This is a genomic window from Acidobacteriota bacterium (genome assembly GCA_016715115.1).
Classification (GTDB): Bacteria; Acidobacteriota; Blastocatellia; order Pyrinomonadales; family Pyrinomonadaceae; genus JAFDVJ01.
Genome location: JADKBM010000016.1, coordinates 145,882 through 163,900 on the forward strand (window position 1 = coordinate 145,882; position 18,019 = coordinate 163,900).

The window sequence follows — 18,019 nt, forward strand, 5'->3', positions numbered from 1 at the left end:
TCGTGAAATTCGCGGCGAAACCTACTCCAGGATCAAGATCTTCGCTTCGCCGGTGATGCAGTCGCCGTTCGGCGTCGAAACGGTCGTTTCGATCGTCACTACGGGCTTGTCCTCGCGAATCGCGGTCACGACCGCCTTCGCCGTCACCGTGTCGCCGAGAAACACGGGCGCGATGAAGCGCAGCGTTTGCGACATATAGACCAGCTTTCGCTCGCTGAGTTCATAGCCGAGAACCGCCGAAATGAACGCCGCGCCGAGCATTCCGTGAGCGATGCGTTTGCCGAAGCGCGTCTTCGACGCAAAATCGTCGTCGAGATGGATCGGATTGTAATCGCCCGAAACGTCCGCGAACTTGCGGATGACCTCATCCGTGACCTCTTTTGTGACGCTGAAAACGTCGCCGACTTTCAAATCCATATGATTTGACTTTCGCACGAACGAAACATCTTTTCAAATCGCTCGATTGCCGTTGCCCGAACCCGTAAACTATAATCAACGTTTTGATTTGGACCAACGGGATTTTCAATTTCGGGAAGACTGTGCGGCATATCCAAAATCCAAAATCTAAAATCCAAAATCGCTACTCGGCTATGTCAAATTCAATCACCGGCGCCGGCATCATCGAAAACAACGACCAGGTTCAGGCGCGTCTTGAGCATCTTGGCGAGCTTAAGGAACTGGTCGGCAACGTCTATCCGAACAAGTTCGACCGGACTAGCATTTCCGGACGAACGGACACGATCTCGGACATCATCGCGTTCGCGCCCGTCGCCGAGGTCGTCGGCGAGATCGGCGAGCATATCAAGACTCTGGCCGAAGGCGAACGTCCGCACGCCGAGATCAGGGACGCGCTCAACGAACGGCTGAAAGTATTCGGCAACGTTCGCGTCTCGGGCCGCCTGACGACAACGCCGCGGACAATGGGCAAAGCCGCGTTCGTTCATCTCAGCGACGGCAAGAACCGCATCCAGATCTACGTCAGAAAGGACGACGCGGCAGGAGTGAGAAACGATTTTGGATTTTCAGATTCCGATTCGAACAATCCCAATTCCCAAATCCCAAATCCCGAATCAATCTCCGGTTGGTCGATCTTCAAGCTCCTCGACGGCGGCGATTTTGTGGGTGTCGAGGGATTTCTGTTTCTGACTAACACGGGCGAATTGTCGATCCACGTCGAAAAACTCCAGTTCCTTTCGAAATCGCTTCTGCCGATGCCCGACAAGCTGCACGGCATCGCCGACGCCGAGATCCGCCAGCGTCAGCGTTACGCCGATCTCATCGCTTCGAGCCTTCAGGTCGAACACGAAGGACTGACGACGCGTCAGGTTTTTGAGGTCCGCGCGAAGGTCATCTCGTCGATTCGCAGATTCCTGGAAGACGACGGCTATATCGAGGTCGAAACGCCGATGCTGACGCCGAAGGCGACGGGAGCAGCAGCGAAACCGTTCGTCACGCATCACAACGCGCTCGACATCACGCTCTTCGCGCGCATCGCGCCGGAACTTTATCTCAAACGCCTGACGGTCGGCGGCTTTGAGAAGGTTTACGAACTGAACCGCAATTTCCGAAACGAGGGCATCTCGTACAAGCATAATCCGGAATTCACGATGCTCGAATTCTATTGCGCCTATATGGATGTCAACGGAATGATGGATTTTTGCGAGACGTTGCTGCGGCAGTCGGTCGAGAAAGCGACCGGCGGGTTGGTCGCGAATTACGAGGGAAAAGAGATCGATTTCGGCAAGTTCGAGAGGATTTCGATGCACGACGCGGTCGGAAAGCACGCGCCCGGCGCCGAGATAACGGACAAGAATCTTGTGGCTCTTTTTGAAGAACACGTCGAGCCGAACCTCATTCAGCCGACGTTCATCATCGATTTCCCGAAATCGATCTCGCCGCTCTCTAAGGCGTCGCCCGAGAATCCGGCGATCGCCGAGCGTTTCGAGCTTTTCATAAACGGAATGGAGGTCGCGAACGGCTTCTCGGAGTTGAACGATCCGCAGGAACAGTACGAGCGGTTTCTAGACCAGATGAACCAAAGGGAAAAAGGCGACGACGAGGCAATGGTGCTCGACGAAGATTACATCCGCGCGCTCAGCTACGGTATGCCGCCCGCGGCCGGGATCGGCATCGGAATCGACCGTCTCGTGATGCTTTTGACGAACAAGCACTCGATCCGCGACGTCATCCTTTTCCCGCATCTTCGGCCGGAGCAACGGATTTCGGATGTGTGATTTGGGATTTCGGATTTAGGGATCTGAATGTGGAATCTGTGGATTCTGGAATATCTAAAAGCCCCAATCACACATCCGAAATCCGAAATCAGCTCATTCCGTGCAATCGGAAAATTCTTTTTCCTCGCAGGCGAAGAGTTCCGGCACGATCTCGCGGGTTTGCTTGCGGACGTTGCGCCAGACGACCGAATTCACGTATGTCTCTTTCGTCCAACCGAGACGTTTCCTGTTCTTCCAGACGAATTTGTAGGCTTCGGGTTCGTCGGCGCCCTTCAGATGCTGGGCCTCGTGCAGAAGTATCGCGGCGCGCTCGGTGTCGTCGACCGGCACGTTGAAAAAATCTGGATAGATCGTCAGGATCTCGAACGGAAAGTTCGTCGCGGCGTAGGCATTTTCCTTTTCGACCGACGCATTCAGCCAGTTGTCTGTGCCGCGGTATGCGCTAAAGTACCGCAGAAGAGTGACTTCGCTCGAAAAACCCTTTTCATCGAGAATATCGATCGCTCGACCGACCGTCTTTTTCTGGTCGTATTCGAGGCGCTCGGCCGATCCGATGAGCGAAAGATAGAAGCCGAAGAGCGTGAACGCGATAGCGAAAACGCAGACGGAGGCTCGCCGCACGAGAACCGCGCCGAACGAACGTTCCCGGTTGCGTGCCGGCACCGCGAAACTCGAAACTTCGCGCAGGCTGCGCTGACAGCGCAGACATTCAGCGGCCGTCGCGAAGTTGACGAGATTACAGTCTGGACATTTCTTTTTCATCGGAGTCGGGATCGGAGCGCGCGCGGGAGTCGCCTAATTATTAAAAACATTCAATTCAAGAACGTTCCAGTTTTTTTGCGTCGCCGATAAACGCCGGTCGCGGATGCCGCATCAAACCCTTCAGTTTGCATATTACAGGCAATAAATTTAAGATTTTCAGTTGAGTCAATAATCAATGAACAGTATGAAACGAATCAGCTCGGCAATAATCACTATCTTATTCCTTTTCGCGTTCAACGCGCTCGGGCAGGAAACCGAACTAAAGGTGGTCGACGAAGTCGTCGCCCAGGTCAACGACGGTGTCATCACGCTCTCGCGCGTCAAGCGTGAAATGAAGTTTCGCGTCGATGCGATGGTCGAACAAGGCAAGACACGCGACGCTGCGACTGCCGAGATCAAAGGCAAGGAAGGCGAGGTGATTGCGAAGATCATCGAAGAAGAGCTCTTGATGCAAAAGGGCAAGGAGATCGGGGTTGAATCGGACGTCGATTCCGAGGTCAACCGGCGGTTTCTCGACATTATGAAACAGCAAAATCTGAAGACCATCGAGGCGCTGTACAAAGAAATGGAGAAACAGGGTCTTGACCCGCAGGAAGTCAAGGAGAGTTGGCGGCGGCAGTTCACGATCGACTTCGTCGTCAACCGCGAGGTTTACGGAAAGACGCTTTGGGGCTGGACCGGAAAAGAGGTCAAAGCATACTTCGAAAAGAACAAGGAACGTTTTCTTAAACCCGAGGTCGTGACGCTTTCCGAGATCTTCCTGAGCTTCGCCGGCCGCGACGAGGCTGCGGTTCGCGAGCGGGCGAAACAGATCGTCGCCGATCTCCGCAAAGGCGGCGACTTTCCCAAGACCGCGGCCGATAATTCGGATCGTCCGGATGTCAAGGAAACGAACGGCGCGGTCGGTTCGATTCCGATTCCGGAACTCAAGCGCATTTGCGAAAAATGTCTCGGACCGATCGGAGCAACCGCGAAGGGCGGCGTCACCGACCCGATCGAGCTCGTCGAAGGAATCGAGATCTTCCGCGTCGACGATCGAAAGGAAGCGAGCAAGGAGTCCTTTTTCGACGAACCCGAAGTTCGGCGCGCGATGACGACCGAGGTCTTTGACGCCAAACGCAAGGAATATATGACCGACCTCCGCCAGGAATCCTACATCAAGATCAACGACAACTATCGCCCGATCGTTACGCCGTACTTTTTGAATCAGAGCGCGGCGACCGAGGAAAAGAAGCCAGCCAAATAGACATTGACCTAAATGAAGCTTTTTACGATCGAAGAAGCTAACGAGCTGATCCCGATGTTGCGCCCGAAACTCGAACAGATTCGGGCGCAATACTTGTCTCTTGCGGTTTATCGCGACAATGCCAAGCTTGCGGCGGCGGCGGCCAACGATTCGGGCGGCGGCGGAATGGCGGGCGGTACGGCATACGTCAACCGGCTGTACGAAGTCGGACGCATTGCGACCGAACTGCACGAAACCGGCATCCAGCTCAAAGACTATTCGCGCGGCCTGATCGACTTTCCTAGTCTGAAGGAAGGCCGCGTCGTGCTTCTCTGTTGGCAGCTCGACGATGCCGACGAACTCGAATGGTGGCACGAACTCGAAGGCGGCTTCGCCGGAAGGCAGCCGCTTTGAGATTTTGGATTTTGGATTTTGGATTCTTGGAATCTGGAATGTGGAATTTGGAATGTGGAATTTGGATTTTGAATTCTTGGAATCTGGAATGTGGAATTTGGAATCTGGAATTTGGAATTTGGAATTTGGAATTTGGAATTTGGAATTTGGAATTTGGAATTTGGAATTTGGAATTCCTGGAAGTTTGTTTCGAGTTCGAACCGCTCTCACAGCTCAAAGCCCAAAGCTCACGGCTCGAATCTCCTGCGGCATTACGATACAAATTGATCAATCCGTATCCTAACGATACATCTGTGGCCGCCAATAGCGACGCCTTCAAGACCCACCGGCTGCAACTCATAAACAAAAGTTGATGGGATCATTCGCATCGATAATGAACAACTTCAAAACAAATCCCTCCAAGTTTAACTTTTGCTTAACTTTACTGTTGACGACTTAAAGTAAAGTCTGATAACATCGCCTCTGTTTTTGATCATATCGTAAGGTTCTCTGATCCATCAGACAGCAATTCCAGTTTTTTCAAGTTTTTTGCACACCTATGAATTGTCCCGTTTGTAATCGAATTCTTGCATCAACTTTATCGATTTGCCCAAGTTGCGGTGCGATGATGAACGATTCCGTTCGTGAGGAACTGACCGAAAAGATTTCCCCCATCGCGAGAAACAGTATGAACGCTCCCCAACGCGAACCGATAATGCCGCCGGCCCCGCTGAAGTTCGTCGCCGCGCCGCCCGCGCCTGTGGTGGAGCCGACGCCCGCGCCGACGCCGGCCACTCCGCCGTTGAAGTTTGATACGGCCGAGATCACGGCGAAGCCGACAAGTCCGACGCTTGTCGATTTTCAGAACAAAAACGCCGCGCTTCCCGATTGGAGGCTCGAACTGCAGAACGCCGTTCGAAAGCGCCGCGACGCTTCACTTCCGGCGCCGGCCGCCGAACCCGTTCCGGCCGTTTCGCAAACGGTGCTGTCGACCAACGGCTCGGCCGCGGTCAAGGCTGAGGTCGTAGCGTACAGCGAACCCGCCGTCGCGCCCGTGAACGGCAAGCTCGAAGGCGCGCTGAAGCGCATCGAAGAATCGAGACGAAGATTTCTTGCCGAGGAAACGGCCGCTCAGCCGGCCAAAGCCGAAATCCCGGCGGCCGCGTTGGCGGCATCCGCTCCGGTTCCGGCGAAACATTATCCTTTTTATATCGCGACCAAAAACGCGTCCGTTCTGCCGAAGCCGCCGGAGATAATGCCGCCGGCGACGCTCGCCCCGCGTCCGTCGATCGAGGATCTGCCGATCATCGAAAAGAAGGATCTCGACACCAACAAGCTCAAACCGCTGCCGAATTCGTCGATCATTTCAAGCAGCCTTGAAAGATCGGCCGCGGACGAACTGCCGGAGATCGAACGGACCGACGCCCCGATGATCTCGATCTCGCGGGCGACCGACGATTTCGACGACGAAGACGATTACGAATTCGAATCGTCCGAGTCGGAACTCGAAGAGGACGAGGATCTCGCGCCGCTCGGAACGCGTTTCAACGCCGCCGCGCTCGATCTGATCATCGGCGCCGGGTCGAGCCTGATCCTGCTCGCGCCGCTGATGCTTTCGGGCGGAAACTGGTTCAGCCTCGCCGGACTGCTGGCGTTCGCCGTGACGTGTTCGATCGTGATGTTCATCTATTTAACGACGGCGGTCGGCTTTTTCGGCCAGACGCTCGGGATGAAGCTGTTTCAGCTCGAAGTGCTCGATATCGAAGAAGAAGAGTATCCGTCGCTCCATCAGGCGGCGGTCAACACTTCCGTTTACCTCGTGTCGCTCGCGTTCGGCGGGCTCGGACTGATCCCGGTGCTGTTCAACGACGAGAAGCGCGCCGCGCACGATCTGCTTTCGGGCACGATCGTCGTCCGCGAGGAATACTAGGCGGATACCGTTTTACGGAACGGGTCTTGGATTTGGGATTTTAGATTTTAGATTTTGGATTTCTGACTTAATCCGGGATCGAAGATCGAAGGTCCAAGATCCGGGATCCGTTCTTTTTTTAATGAACAACCCGACGCTCGAACTCATTTGCGAAGAATTGGCCGCAACGCTTGTCGGGCGGAGAGTCGGACGCATCTTTCAGCTTTCGAAGCTCGGTTTCGCCATCGATTTTCGCGACGGTTCGCGGTTTCTGTTCGTCAGCGCCGACCCGAACGCACCGCGCCTCTTCCTCGTCAACCGCCGCCTTCGAGACATCGAAAAGCAGTCGCTGCAGCAATTGGCGTTCGCGCAATTTCTCAAAAAACGAATCTCCGGCGCGAATGTCGTCGCCGTCGAAAAGCTCGAAGGCGAACGCGTCGTCAAGATCCGGCTGCGCGCCCAGACGGAGTTGGGCGAAACAGCGCCGTTCACGCTCGTCGTCCAGCTTACCGGCCGATCGTCGAACCTGTTCCTGCTTGACGGGTTGGACCGTATTCTCGACCGCCTCCGCGACACGTACGGCGACGGCCAGGAGATCGCGACCGTTTACGCGCCGCCGGAACGAGCTGCCGCGGTCGAACGGACCGAATCGGCGTTGAACACCGAAGGATTCGGATCGATCTCCGAAGCGCTCGACGCGCATTATCTTGCCGCCGGCGAAGAGGCGGAATTCAAACGGCTCGCCGGAGCGGCGCGCGCGAAACTTAAACAGGCCGCGGCGAAGTGCGAAAAGCTCGCCGCGAAACTCCGCGCGGATCTTGCTGCGCACGGCGATCCGGCGATCTGGAAACGATCCGGAGATCTGATCCTTGCGAATCTCTCTGACGCCGCCGTTGTTGACGGTCGCGTTCTCGTGGTGGACTATTTCGACGATGCGACGCCGGTCGTCGAGATCGAGATCGACGAAAACGACGAACTGACCGTCGCCGCGGAAAGGTTTTTCAAGCGTTATTCGAAGGCGCGAAACGCGCGAGAGGAACTAAACCGGCGACTTTCGGAACTGGAATCGACGGCCGCGTCGCTACAGGCGCAAAAAGCGGAGATCGAGGAGCGGATCGAAGACCGCGACGTCGATTATCTCGCGGAGTTTCTCGGCGACGGGAAGATCAAGACCGGTCAGAACCGAACTTCGGCAAGCGATCCGCCGGCGGGCACGCGCCGTTTCATCTCGCCGGACGGATTCGAGATCCTCGTCGGAAAAGGCGCGAAGGACAACGATCAACTGACGTTCCGCGTCGCGCGTTCGTCAGACCTATGGCTCCACGCGGCCGACTATCCGGGTTCGCACGTCATCGTCCGCAACCCTTCACGCGGCGAGATCCCACCGGCGACGGTTCTCGAAGCGGCCAAGCTCGCCGCCTTCTACTCGCAGGCGCGCGAACACCCGAAAGCCGCCGTCCATTACACGCTCCGCAAAAACGTACACAAGCCCCGCGGCGGCGTCCCCGGACTTGTCAGCCTGACGAATTTCAAGACGATCCTGGTCAAGCCGGAGATCCGGGTTTAGTCCATATCAGGCGACGGGCAGACCTCCACATTCGCCCGTGTCGCCGATCCCGCCGTTCAAGGATCGACAGCAAAGGCGTTCTATCGGTTAAGGTTCGCTGGATCGAGCGTCGACCCAGACGGATCAGGGCTGCACACGCATTTCCTGCGAAACACTCCGCCGTTGCAAGGATCGCACCGGCGCGTTAGAAGTTCCGACCGAGATCACGGGCCCGTTCGAGGTAGCCGCGCCGCGTTTCATCGTCGGCGCCGTGAACTGCGTAAAACAGAACGTGTTCAACCTGCTTGATCCCCGGATAGTTCAACGTGTACTCATCGATGACCTTGCACATCGCGTCGCGGAGCCCGGTGTCGTATGAACGCTCATCCCAGATCGTCGTCTGCATAATCAGCGCCTTCTTATGCGTCAGCAGCCCCCGACGGCCGTTGATATCGCCGCGCCAGGCCTCCTCGGTCAGGTCGTAGGCGAAGCCGGGCGTCCAGACGCGATCGAACCACCCTTTCAAAATGACCGGAAAGCTCAAGAAATGGACGGGCGCAATGAACGCCAGCGACTCGGCGCGCGCCACTATCCGCTGCTGTTCGAGCACATCCTGCGGCTGAAAACGCTCCCGCAGGAGGCGTATGATGCCGCGATCGTCGCGCTTCCCGAGCATACGCTTCATCAGGAATCGTCGAAGTGGTCCGCCCGCGCCCTCGATCACGGACTCCCGCACGCGCATTCGTTCGAGCAAGTCGTCCGGGACGCTTTCCGTAAGCCAGCTCGGCGTGTCGCGCGGACGGTGCACCGGATCAAAGCCGATCGCATACAGATCGACGACCTCGCTTGAGTGCCCGGCCTCGCGCAAGCCTGCCGTGAACTGATCCAAAATAGCGTGACAGAACGATTTCGGGTTCGAATTCGCATAGATAGTCAGCACGTTCATATAAGACCTCCCGACTGAGCGGAGTGGAACAAGTTTCTGTCGGCAAAACGCGCGACTGTACCCGCCTAACGGTTGTGAGGACGCGGAACGAAACCGTCGCGCCGCAAGTCACGGGAACTTTTTCATAACTCTACTGTCTTGATTGTAACAAGAATTGATACTGCATTCGAGGTCAACCTCGCGCGGAGTTCACTGTCTTTCTCAGGATCTTGATGCAAATCGAGAAGGCCGCCGTCTTCCCCGTAAGACGTGCGGCCCTCTGTGGGACTTGCCCCAGAATCAAAATGCCCCTAAGCCAAGATTTCCGTCAGCCTTCCGAGGAAATGTTTCTCCACCTGGCTGATGCCATGATCGACATCCATCAGCGAGCGGTCGCCTGCGGAAGAGGCCACCTTGTGGCAGCGATCCAGCATTTTGCGCTTGAGCGCAGTTCGCTCCTTTACCGTGAGGTTGTCGAGCGAAATGTTTATGAGGTCGAGACAATGGTCGAAATACTGAAGGCTCGGCTGATAGCTGAGCCATTCGTCGATCACAACATTGAATCGATGGCGTTCATCGATGCCGTCCTCGCGCGCCGCTTCAAAGATCAGCTGCTTTTCGCGCGGCGAAACCGCGCCGCAAACCCACGCCGTTTGGATCAGCGGGGTAAGGAAGAGGAGGCTTGCCTCCTCTTCTGCCAATTCGCCTCCGGCATCTATGTCTCTGAATAATTCCGTTTTCCTTTTCATATCATCTGCTCCTTGTGTCTATCGAAGTTATGCCTCGTCCGCTTTTGGCCTCTTTGGAAAAAGAAGCGAAACAGCGATCGATGCGGCTATCACCGAGAGTATGAATCCCAGCGAATAAGAAATGGGAAACTTCCCGCCAAACGCGTCGTTTAACCAAACCATCTTGAGTCCAACGAAGATCAGCACGACCGACAGCCCGTATTTCAGCAAGTAGAATTTATCCACCGCCCCTGCAAGCATGAAATACATTGCCCTGAGGCCGAGGATCGCGAATATGTTCGAGGTGAAAACGATGAAAGGCTCGTTTGTGAGCGCGAAGATCGCCGGAACGCTGTCGACGGCGAAAATGACGTCGGTAAGCTCCAAAAAGAGAAGCGCGATAAAGAGCGGCGTCGCAAAAAGCTTGCCCTCTTCGCGGATAAAGAATTTCGGTCCGTGGAGTTGGGGCGTGACCGGAATAAACTTCTTGAAGAGCCTGATCAGGAGATTTTTCTCCGGCTCGATTTCTTTTTCGGAAACGAGCATCATCTTGATCCCGGTGATGATCAGGAACGCGCCGAAAATATAGATCACCCACTGAAACTGCATCAGCCAGGAGCCCGCGGCGATAAAGATCGCGCGGAACAGGAGCGCGCCGATGATGCCATAGAACAGCACTCGGTGCTGGTATTTCGCCGGAATGGCAAAATAGGCGAAAACCATCACGAAGACAAAGATGTTGTCCACCGAGAGCGACTTTTCAACGACATAGCCCGTCAAGAATTCGAGCGAAAGCCGACTCCCAATCTCGTCGCCAAATTTTGCCGCCGAATAATAGTAGAAAAGAAGATTGAAGATCAGAGCCAGAGAAACCCAGACGATGCTCCAGATCGTGGCCTCCTTAAAGGAAACCTCGTGGGCTTTTCTCTGGAAAACGCCCAGATCGAGCGCGAGCATCGCCAAAACGAATGCCGTGAAACCAAGGTAGAGCCACCAATATTCCGCTAATGGAAAATACATTTTTTACCCCTTTGATATCTTTTCCTCTTCGATCGAGGATTTTCTTAACGGCCCGCTTCAGCCCTTTTCTTCGGTCTTTTAGGATTGCTGTAGTTAACGCCGTTGCCTTTGTACCCACTTCCGAGGAGATCCTTAAGAAACAGCTCCGCGAATCTTCCGGGAAATATCCATCCGCCGCCTTCGAACAACCGCTGGAAAACCGCGATTGAACGATTTCGTCAACAAACCGGCTCCCGGGCAACAGAAAAAGACCTTCTGCAGCAGATTGTTACAAATGCCACAAAAGGTCTCGGAAATTTACCTGGCGCGCCGAATCACCCTGGCGTGGATGATTGTATTGACGGTTGCGCCAAACCTGGAAAGGCTTCCTACTCCCCCTTCAAACGAATTGTCAGGACTAGACTAAGTAATCTTTACAAAAAAGTCAAGTATGAAGATAAACTGAAGCGGTTTCGCAAAATGTTCCCGCGCGATCCAACGACGATGGCGTCTTTGGATCCGCTGCGATGAGGCAGTTCGGAGCCTTTTTAGTGGGTTTTGCCGGACTAGAACCGCCCGGCAAGACACGCTTCGATTCGGCAACGGGTTCAACTTCCTTGCGCTCCCTGTAAACAGCTTTTCGACGACAAAGACTTTCGGCTTCAATTGCAGAATAGAATTCCCTGCGATCGAAGAATATAATTTCAAGGAGAGTCTGAAATAACTGCGAGAGCGCGACATCCGGCCGCTTTGAAGGTTTTTTTTGATTTTCACGTCGACGACATCGGGCGCGAGAGATCGGATTCAGCCGGGAGAGATTTATGAAAATACAGAAATTGAATGCTTTGCTGGTACCGCTGCTCTTCGCCGCTTTGGCAATCCAGGGCTTCGGCCAAACCGTCAATAAGTCACCCGTAGAAACCGCGAATTCGGTTGGCAACGGGTATGCTTTAACAGTCGAACCGATCGCCGTTGCAGGTTTCAACGGACTTCAATCATTTGCAGTTGCCCAATATGCGGGCAAATGGTTGTTGATCGGCGGGAGAACCGACGGACTCCACCGACGACGGCCGTTCGAGTCGTTCGCGGTCAGCGGAAACAACACGTGCATCCTGGTCATCGATCCCGAAACCAAACGAAGTTGGAGTTCCGCCGTCAATGATTTGCCTGCCGCTTTGAAAGAGCAGCTGCAATCCACGAATATGCAGTTTATCCAACGCGGAAAAACTCTCTATCTGATCGGCGGTTATGGATACAGCAACACGGCCGGCGATCACATCACGCATAATAAATTGACGGCCGTAAAGGTCGATTGTCTGATTTCGGCGGCTCAAAAAGGCAATGCGGATCCGTCGTGTTTCCGGCAGATCTCAGATCCGGTCTTTGCATTGACCGGCGGGCAGATCGGGAGAATCGGCGAGACTTACTATCTGGTCGGCGGCCAGAAATTCGTCGGGCGCTACAATCCGATGGGTCCCGACCACGGACCGGGTTTTTCCCAACAATACAGCAATCAGATCAGAAAATTTCGGATCAACGACGACGGAATTGAACTGAAAATTGAGAACTTCGTTGCGATCACGGATGAAGCGAATCTGCATCGCCGCGATTTCAATATGCTGCCGCAGATATTTCCAAACAATGTTCAAGGTTTCACCGTTTTTTCGGGCGTGTTTCAAGTTGGAGCGGATATTCCTTTCATCAATACGGTTGATGTGTTTGCCGACAAACACATCGTCAACAATGCATTTGCGCAATACCTCAGTCATTACCACTCGGCAAAGGTCGCGTTTTACGATGCGGCGAATCAGCGAATGGAGAACATTTTCTTCGGCGGAATAAGTCAATATGAAGAAAACGCGGGCGCGTTGACGAGAAATGACGACGTGCCTTTCACGAAAGTGATCAGCAAGGTCGTGCGTGAAAAGGACGGAAAAATGACCGAGACAAAGATCAGCGAGTTGCCGGGCTTTTTGGGCGCGGGGGCGGAATTCGTCCTCAATCCGCAACTGCCGATGTATGAAAACGAGATCGTAAAAACCAATGAAATCAACGCTGATCGAATCTTGCTGGGCCATATCGTTGGCGGAATCAACAGTTCGAAAAAAAGCATTTTCTTCAGCAATTCCGGCCTTGAAAGCGTTGCGAGCAAGACGGTTTTTGAGGTTTGGCTGACAAGACCTCCGAAACAGCCCGCCAAGAATTCAAGATCAGAATCAAATGAATAGGAACCGAGGAGATTCCTTGGAGGTGAAACGATGAAAACGACTTTGATAACTGCGGCAGCGCTGGGAATCCTGTTGGCGATCTCGATCGTCATCGTGTCTGTCGACAGTAAGGAAATGAAGATGCAAAAATTGAATTTACAAACAAAGATCGGCGACGGAAACGACAAAGAGATCACACCCCTTTTTGACGGGGAGCGTCGAAAGATCATCCAGATCACGCTTCGAAACAGAGCCGTTTTGGAATCGCACAAAGCCGCGGAGCCGATCACCATTCAGTGCGTTGCGGGTAAAGGATTGTTGATCGTCGGTGAGGACAAGGAAGAAGTTGAACTGAAAGAAGGCGTGTTGGTTACGATTGAACCGAACGTCGTCCACGAAGTACGATCGTCGCCAAAAGTCTCGGTCCTATTGACGAAATTCAAGGAGAAGTGATCCCGCGTTTGTTGTCAGCTCACCGCACGCAGTTCGGCCCTCGCTGAAGAAACGACTCGGATCGCAGAGCGCATCAGGAGCCATACGAGACCGAGTGCGACGAAGATATCGGGCCAACCCGAACCCGTTAGCCAGACCGCTCCGGCGGCCGCAAACACGGACAGGTTCGATGCGATGTCGTTTCGTGAACATTCCCATACCGAACTCATATTCACGTCTTCGCGGCGATGTCGCCAGAGCAGGTAAAGACAAACCGAGTTTGCGGCGAGACCAAGAAGGCTGAACGCGCCCATCACCTCGAAATGCGGGAGACTCGGCACGAAAAGCTTGTAGGCGATTTGCGAAGCAACGGCGAACGCTGCGACAAAGATCAGCGCGCCCTTGAACAGCGCGACCTTGGCCTTTACGGCGGCTCCCCTCGAAACGGCGTACAGGCTGAGGCCGTATGTCAGCGCGTCTCCGAGATTGTCGAGGCTGTCGGCCAGCAGCGCCGTCGATTTGCCGTAAAGCGCGGCCGCGACGATCACCAGAAACATAACCGCATTGATGCCAAGCACGATCTGCAGCGTTCCTCGCTGCCTTTCGCGGAGGGCATCGAGGTGACAATCATTATCGCAACAACCACTCATTCCGAAAGCCTCACCTGGGCAACCAGCCTACTTACTCAAATTACGCAATAGGAAATATTCTCCCGCGAAACACGCCAAATGTGGGAATGCACGAATAATGATCCGGGTTGAAGTCTCAGGTTGCGCGAACTGACAATTACCGCGGTTTTCCGGGCCACTTCTTGATCGTAGAATCGACTTCGCATTGAGAGAAATAAAAGTTTTCTAATCATTTTGCACCTGGAAAACCCGGCAGCGATCCACCTTGAACTAGGCCTTTCGTGTCCGGAAAAACGGGGCACCTAAACCCACAGCGCGGCAGAGCCGCCCATCCAAAGCACAAAGACGTAAGGAAAACTGGAGTCTTCGTTGAACATTTGATTTGATTTCATCAGAAAAGTGGTTCGATTACAAACGAGGCTGTCTAACAGCCCAAGCTCAGCGACGGCGGCCACGAGGCGCGCCGATTGCAGCCACACAGAAGGTTTCGTATGCATTGACGGAAGGCTTCATCCGGGTTTATGAAAGCTTGCCGGATAATGAAACACAGACAAAGGCTGCCCAAAATGGCGAAGAAATTTCTATAAGACGCGAGCGAACCATATTGATTGTTAACCCGCCAATGTTGCCGCTTTCGCCTGTCGGGCCGAAAAGAGGAATGTATCTTTTGCTTGGCATCGTTGGCGGCGCAGTTTTGGGTTTTTTGTTTGGCGGACCTTACGAATGGCGACGTTGGAAAGAGACAACGACCTAATTTTCTGGGTAAAATTGTGTATGTGCCAAGAGCCATCGAATGACTCAAAGGACGTGAGGGTGAAACAGCGATTTTCTGATTACCGCCGTCCGTTAAACTTCGGCTTGCGTGGTGGCGGTTTCGCCCCACGTCAACGCCGCCTTAAGGCGCTTTCGGGTGAAAATAAAATATGCTGTTGAAAAAACAATCAAGTCTGATCCTCGTTCTGCTTCTGCTGTGCATTTCTGCTTCGGCGCAGAAAAAAGACGAAACAAATCAGGATTCAAACACCGGAATTATTTACGGAAAAAATCACGCTTACGCTTTGACCGCGCCAAAGGGTTGGGTGCTTGATAACAAAAACGGCGTCAAACAAGGGCTTCACGCCGTTTTTTATCCGCGAGGTTCTTCGTGGAGCGACGGCGTTGCCGTGATGTATGCGAATGTCTCGCAGAAAGAAAGCGCAACGCAAACAGTTCAAGACATCATTGACAGCGACATTCAGAAATTCAAAGAGAATGTGCCTGATTTGAAAGTTGAAAACGCAGAGGCGATCGAGCTTGAGAAGGACAAAACGGCAACCGTCAAGTATTTTACCAGCGATGCGAATGGCCAGAATTTCGAGGCAATCGCTTACATAAACGAAGAAAAACTGGTTGTTCTAATCGTTCTAACATCGCGCACGAAAAAAGATTTTGAGAAGTCGTTGCCGGCGTTTCGGGAGTTGGTCGGTTCATATTTGTTCTTGACCGATAAAGTTGTTATCGAAAAATAGCTTGTGAAGGAACGCCGCATCGTCAACCCCACTGTTCGGCATTTTCTCTTGTTTACTTGACGTTGGAATGATGAAGAACATTTTCTCAATCGCTCCGATTTTCTTCGCATTGCTTTTCGCTACGCCAACGGACGCAAATGCCTGTTGGTGTCGGAAAGACCCCGCGGAGACAAACACGCCCAAGAAGTTCAGGAAAGCCGTCGCGCGTTCGTTTCGCGACTCGACCCTTGTGTTTTCCGGCACCGTAACGGAGCGCAACGGCGAACATTTGAAATTTGAGGTCAAACGGATCTGGAAAGGCAAAAACCAAACGGAAGTATTCTTTACATCTGGCAATTATTTGGATTCGAGCAAACTCGGTAACAATCAGGACTATTTCGTTGACGACTGCGCTTACAGTTTCAGAGTTGGCGAAACTTACTTGGTTTACGCTGAAACCGAGAACGGCGAGTATTATGTTTCAAAGTGCGGGCGAACCCAGATTCTGACGGACACAACCCAAGATGTTGAGGTATTGAACTCTTTGACCAAAAAGGACGTTCCGAAGTAGGCCAACGTATCGATTACCGATTGCTTCGGTGCCGCCGGAAGGATCTCGGGATAGTCCGATTTCCCCACTGCCGCAAAGGATCACGCAGCAAGAAGTATTCTCCCGGCTATTCGCGACGATCCGCGAAAATTCGCGGGAGAATTGCTATTGCTTGCTCTCGGTTGAATCCGATTGTGATGCGGCGCCTTTCGGACGACTCACCCGCGGATAGGACAACGTAAATCCCGTCGCATAGTATTGAGTCAAATGAATCGGCGCTCGGCCGATCGGAACCGAATTACGTTTGACCAAATATGTGCTAAGGTAGCAATCGCGAAGCGACTGTTGTTCGGTATCAGCTCCGAGCCAGAGCAAATCAAGAACCGGACTGAACGGGCCGAACATCCACATCGTCATCCGCATTGTCATAGTGAGCAGCGAGGGTTTCCCACCTTTGGCGTTGACCAGCCGAATGCCTAGCAGTTTGAAACCAATCGACCCAAAATCAGACCGTTTTACCGGTGCGAGGTAGACCCAAATGGCGGTGAGATACAAGAGCCAGAAGCAGCCGCTTGGATCACCATCAATGGCACCCGAGATTATCAAAATTGCGAATGGGATCCAAAGCACGGTCCCGACGATCAGAAGGACGAGCAAGTCTATCGCCGTAACAAGCAATCGGGGCAAGAACCCGGCGTATTGCTTCTTCTCGTAGTAATCTGCGTCGCCCAATGAATTGTCTGCCAGTCGAATGCTCATTGTCGCACTACGCTCCAGCATCAGCCGCGGCGCGCGGCGCCTTCCGCCGAATGCTTTTGTTAGTCCGCTCCCGACAAAATTACCACATTCTTCGCGAGAGTCTTGAACCGTTCACCGTTTTGCTGGACAACGGTGATGGTGATGTGACCTGTCTTGCTGGTGTTGATGTCTCTGACGATGCCGGCCTTTCCGGTATGTGTGCCGCCGACCACCTTGCAGCGGGCGCCGTCGCTTATTTCTTGTGGTTCTTTTGATTCCATCCTCGTCGCTCCATTGTATCCGTTTCCGGTCGGTTGGGCCTCAGTCCGTCTGACTGCTCATACCGGACCGTTCGGAAAACATCCTGATTCCGCGCGTTATGCGCATTCCGGCCCGGCGCGACAAGAGCCTTCCTTCCGCAGTTCAATTCGGTGACATTATAACCCATATGTTTGTTGGCGAAATTGCAAATCGACCCTTGTGTGTCCCATTTACCTGATTGGGACATCATACTCGGCCAATCGAGACATTGTAAGGCTGATCGGGACATATTTATCTCAAATTACGCAATAGCGAATATTCTCCCGCGAAACATCACGCCAAATACGCGAGTTCGATTCTGCTGTCAGGAAGTGGCCCGGAAAACCTCGGCACTTGTCAGCACGCTCAACCTGGGCGATAAACGACGTTGCCACAATAGCTTGCAAGTTTGACGCGGTCAGATTACGCTCGGCCGGGCCGGTCACATCGACAAGACAGTTTCGCGGTTCTTAGCGTTTTTTCGCGGTCAAAATTTCCGGCTTGGAAGATCCGGGATTCCTCGGATTCGGTGAAAACGGAGACACTCTTGATGCACAAGCATCACGTGATCGGCGACATCGAACTCACGGTTGCACTAATTTCAACATATCCAAATTCCGTGGTCCGGCTCGTCGTCTGTGTCCAAGCCGTACTTGGTACGATAGTCTCAGGAGTCCAGGGGAATTTCGTTTGTTGCGTCCCGAAACGTTTCGTTTGAAAGTTTGAAATCGCTGACATAATGGAGATAAAGCTCTCTTATCAATGGGTTGGCGGATTTTTGCCATCTTGCGCGCTAATTTGAATCGCCATCGAGATAAGATGTCCGAACCTGCAATTAGCCGCAATGTTGCCTTCCGACGATAGCCAAGCAGACGCAAGCCCGAAGGGACGCGGTTGCGGAAATTGTTTGCCAAGACTGTGTGATCGCGATATTATCAGACCGATTTGATCCGCG

At 53.5% G+C, this 18,019-nt stretch carries 19 protein-coding genes; 10 read left to right on the forward strand and 9 right to left on the reverse strand.

Going from position 1 to position 18,019, the window contains the following annotated elements; translation table 11 throughout:
• Positions 1-21: 21 nt before the first annotated feature.
• Positions 22-417, reverse strand: coding sequence for a MaoC family dehydratase (locus IPN69_18360; GenBank protein ID MBK8812675.1), 396 nt, complete (start codon positions 415-417; stop codon positions 22-24).
• A gap of 173 nt (positions 418-590) precedes the next feature.
• On the opposite strand from IPN69_18360, the gene IPN69_18365 reads away from it, so the two are divergent.
• Positions 591-2,234, forward strand: a complete 1,644-nt coding sequence (locus IPN69_18365; protein ID MBK8812676.1) for a lysine--tRNA ligase — start codon at positions 591-593, stop codon at positions 2,232-2,234.
• 93 nt (positions 2,235-2,327) lie between these two features.
• On the opposite strand, the gene IPN69_18370 is transcribed toward IPN69_18365, so the two are convergent.
• Positions 2,328-2,996 carry a hypothetical protein gene (locus IPN69_18370; GenBank protein ID MBK8812677.1) on the reverse strand — a complete coding sequence of 223 codons (669 nt, stop codon included), beginning with the start codon at positions 2,994-2,996 and terminating at the stop codon, positions 2,328-2,330.
• Positions 2,997-3,180: 184 nt separating this feature from the next.
• Here IPN69_18370 and IPN69_18375 point away from each other — a divergent pair, with 184 nt between their 5' ends.
• The 4 genes from IPN69_18375 to IPN69_18390 all read left to right on the forward strand — a co-directional run bounded on the left by IPN69_18375 (position 3,181) and on the right by IPN69_18390 (position 8,090).
• The gene (locus IPN69_18375; protein MBK8812678.1) at positions 3,181-4,242 is read left to right on the forward strand and encodes a peptidyl-prolyl cis-trans isomerase; all 1,062 of its coding nucleotides are present in this window, start codon (positions 3,181-3,183) and stop codon (positions 4,240-4,242) included.
• A gap of 12 nt (positions 4,243-4,254) precedes the next feature.
• Positions 4,255-4,635, forward strand: coding sequence for a DUF2203 domain-containing protein (locus IPN69_18380; GenBank protein MBK8812679.1), 381 nt, complete (start codon positions 4,255-4,257; stop codon positions 4,633-4,635).
• A gap of 667 nt (positions 4,636-5,302) precedes the next feature.
• Complete coding sequence (locus tag IPN69_18385; protein MBK8812680.1) at positions 5,303-6,544, forward strand: RDD family protein; 1,242 nt, start codon at positions 5,303-5,305, stop codon at positions 6,542-6,544.
• 121 nt (positions 6,545-6,665) lie between these two features.
• Complete coding sequence (locus tag IPN69_18390) at positions 6,666-8,090, forward strand: NFACT family protein (protein MBK8812681.1); 1,425 nt, start codon at positions 6,666-6,668, stop codon at positions 8,088-8,090.
• A 184-nt stretch (positions 8,091-8,274) separates the two neighbouring features.
• On the opposite strand, the gene IPN69_18395 is transcribed toward IPN69_18390, so the two are convergent.
• The 4 genes from IPN69_18395 to IPN69_18410 all read right to left on the reverse strand — a co-directional run bounded on the left by IPN69_18395 (position 8,275) and on the right by IPN69_18410 (position 11,706).
• Positions 8,275-9,015 (reverse strand): NAD(P)H-dependent oxidoreductase, encoded by a 741-nt coding sequence (locus IPN69_18395; protein MBK8812682.1) that lies wholly within the window; start codon positions 9,013-9,015, stop codon positions 8,275-8,277.
• Between the two features lie 290 nt (positions 9,016-9,305).
• A complete protein-coding gene (locus tag IPN69_18400) occupies positions 9,306-9,743 on the reverse strand; it encodes a hypothetical protein (GenBank protein MBK8812683.1) in 438 nt (145 codons plus the stop codon).
• Between the two features lie 27 nt (positions 9,744-9,770).
• Positions 9,771-10,742, reverse strand: coding sequence for a TerC family protein (locus IPN69_18405; protein MBK8812684.1), 972 nt, complete (start codon positions 10,740-10,742; stop codon positions 9,771-9,773).
• Positions 10,743-11,166: 424 nt separating this feature from the next.
• Positions 11,167-11,706: a hypothetical protein gene (locus IPN69_18410; protein ID MBK8812685.1), complete on the reverse strand. Its 540-nt coding sequence runs from the start codon at positions 11,704-11,706 to the stop codon at positions 11,167-11,169.
• A gap of 46 nt (positions 11,707-11,752) precedes the next feature.
• Here IPN69_18410 and IPN69_18415 point away from each other — a divergent pair, with 46 nt between their 5' ends.
• Both IPN69_18415 and IPN69_18420 read left to right on the forward strand, forming a co-directional pair.
• Positions 11,753-12,949, forward strand: a complete 1,197-nt coding sequence (locus tag IPN69_18415) for a T9SS C-terminal target domain-containing protein (GenBank protein MBK8812686.1) — start codon at positions 11,753-11,755, stop codon at positions 12,947-12,949.
• Between the two features lie 30 nt (positions 12,950-12,979).
• Positions 12,980-13,381 (forward strand): hypothetical protein, encoded by a 402-nt coding sequence (locus IPN69_18420; GenBank protein MBK8812687.1) that lies wholly within the window; start codon positions 12,980-12,982, stop codon positions 13,379-13,381.
• A gap of 14 nt (positions 13,382-13,395) precedes the next feature.
• Here the strand turns inward: IPN69_18420 and IPN69_18425 are convergent, their stop codons facing one another.
• Complete coding sequence (locus IPN69_18425) at positions 13,396-14,010, reverse strand: cation transporter (GenBank protein ID MBK8812688.1); 615 nt, start codon at positions 14,008-14,010, stop codon at positions 13,396-13,398.
• Between the two features lie 361 nt (positions 14,011-14,371).
• On the opposite strand from IPN69_18425, the gene IPN69_18430 reads away from it, so the two are divergent.
• From IPN69_18430 to IPN69_18440, 3 genes are all read left to right on the forward strand, one after another.
• Positions 14,372-14,743, forward strand: a complete 372-nt coding sequence (locus IPN69_18430) for a hypothetical protein (GenBank protein ID MBK8812689.1) — start codon at positions 14,372-14,374, stop codon at positions 14,741-14,743.
• 175 nt (positions 14,744-14,918) lie between these two features.
• Positions 14,919-15,497: a hypothetical protein gene (locus IPN69_18435; protein ID MBK8812690.1), complete on the forward strand. Its 579-nt coding sequence runs from the start codon at positions 14,919-14,921 to the stop codon at positions 15,495-15,497.
• Between the two features lie 70 nt (positions 15,498-15,567).
• Positions 15,568-16,047 (forward strand): hypothetical protein, encoded by a 480-nt coding sequence (locus IPN69_18440; GenBank protein MBK8812691.1) that lies wholly within the window; start codon positions 15,568-15,570, stop codon positions 16,045-16,047.
• A 144-nt stretch (positions 16,048-16,191) separates the two neighbouring features.
• Here IPN69_18440 and IPN69_18445 read toward each other — a convergent pair whose 3' ends face one another.
• Together IPN69_18445 and IPN69_18450 are read right to left on the reverse strand one after the other, a co-directional pair.
• The gene (locus tag IPN69_18445) at positions 16,192-16,785 is read right to left on the reverse strand and encodes an RDD family protein (GenBank protein ID MBK8812692.1); all 594 of its coding nucleotides are present in this window, start codon (positions 16,783-16,785) and stop codon (positions 16,192-16,194) included.
• A gap of 59 nt (positions 16,786-16,844) precedes the next feature.
• Complete coding sequence (locus tag IPN69_18450; protein ID MBK8812693.1) at positions 16,845-17,045, reverse strand: RNA-binding protein; 201 nt, start codon at positions 17,043-17,045, stop codon at positions 16,845-16,847.
• Positions 17,046-18,019: the final 974 nt, after the last annotated feature.

What these genes read in the sequence shown, in the direction of transcription:
- IPN69_18360 (MBK8812675.1), bottom strand. Translation starts at nt 417, where the DNA reads ATGGATTTGAAAGTCGGCGACGTTTTCAGCGTCACAAAAGAGGTCACG.
- IPN69_18365 (MBK8812676.1), top strand. Translation starts at nt 591, where the DNA reads ATGTCAAATTCAATCACCGGCGCCGGCATCATCGAAAACAACGACCAG.
- IPN69_18370 (MBK8812677.1), bottom strand. Translation starts at nt 2,996, where the DNA reads ATGAAAAAGAAATGTCCAGACTGTAATCTCGTCAACTTCGCGACGGCC.
- IPN69_18375 (MBK8812678.1), top strand. Translation starts at nt 3,181, where the DNA reads ATGAAACGAATCAGCTCGGCAATAATCACTATCTTATTCCTTTTCGCG.
- IPN69_18380 (MBK8812679.1), top strand. Translation starts at nt 4,255, where the DNA reads ATGAAGCTTTTTACGATCGAAGAAGCTAACGAGCTGATCCCGATGTTG.
- IPN69_18385 (MBK8812680.1), top strand. Translation starts at nt 5,303, where the DNA reads ATGAACGCTCCCCAACGCGAACCGATAATGCCGCCGGCCCCGCTGAAG.
- IPN69_18390 (MBK8812681.1), top strand. Translation starts at nt 6,666, where the DNA reads ATGAACAACCCGACGCTCGAACTCATTTGCGAAGAATTGGCCGCAACG.
- IPN69_18395 (MBK8812682.1), bottom strand. Translation starts at nt 9,015, where the DNA reads ATGAACGTGCTGACTATCTATGCGAATTCGAACCCGAAATCGTTCTGT.
- IPN69_18400 (MBK8812683.1), bottom strand. Translation starts at nt 9,743, where the DNA reads ATGAAAAGGAAAACGGAATTATTCAGAGACATAGATGCCGGAGGCGAA.
- IPN69_18405 (MBK8812684.1), bottom strand. Translation starts at nt 10,742, where the DNA reads ATGTATTTTCCATTAGCGGAATATTGGTGGCTCTACCTTGGTTTCACG.
- IPN69_18420 (MBK8812687.1), top strand. Translation starts at nt 12,980, where the DNA reads ATGAAAACGACTTTGATAACTGCGGCAGCGCTGGGAATCCTGTTGGCG.
- IPN69_18425 (MBK8812688.1), bottom strand. Translation starts at nt 14,010, where the DNA reads ATGAGTGGTTGTTGCGATAATGATTGTCACCTCGATGCCCTCCGCGAA.
- IPN69_18440 (MBK8812691.1), top strand. Translation starts at nt 15,568, where the DNA reads ATGAAGAACATTTTCTCAATCGCTCCGATTTTCTTCGCATTGCTTTTC.
- IPN69_18445 (MBK8812692.1), bottom strand. Translation starts at nt 16,785, where the DNA reads ATGAGCATTCGACTGGCAGACAATTCATTGGGCGACGCAGATTACTAC.
- IPN69_18450 (MBK8812693.1), bottom strand. Translation starts at nt 17,045, where the DNA reads ATGGAATCAAAAGAACCACAAGAAATAAGCGACGGCGCCCGCTGCAAG.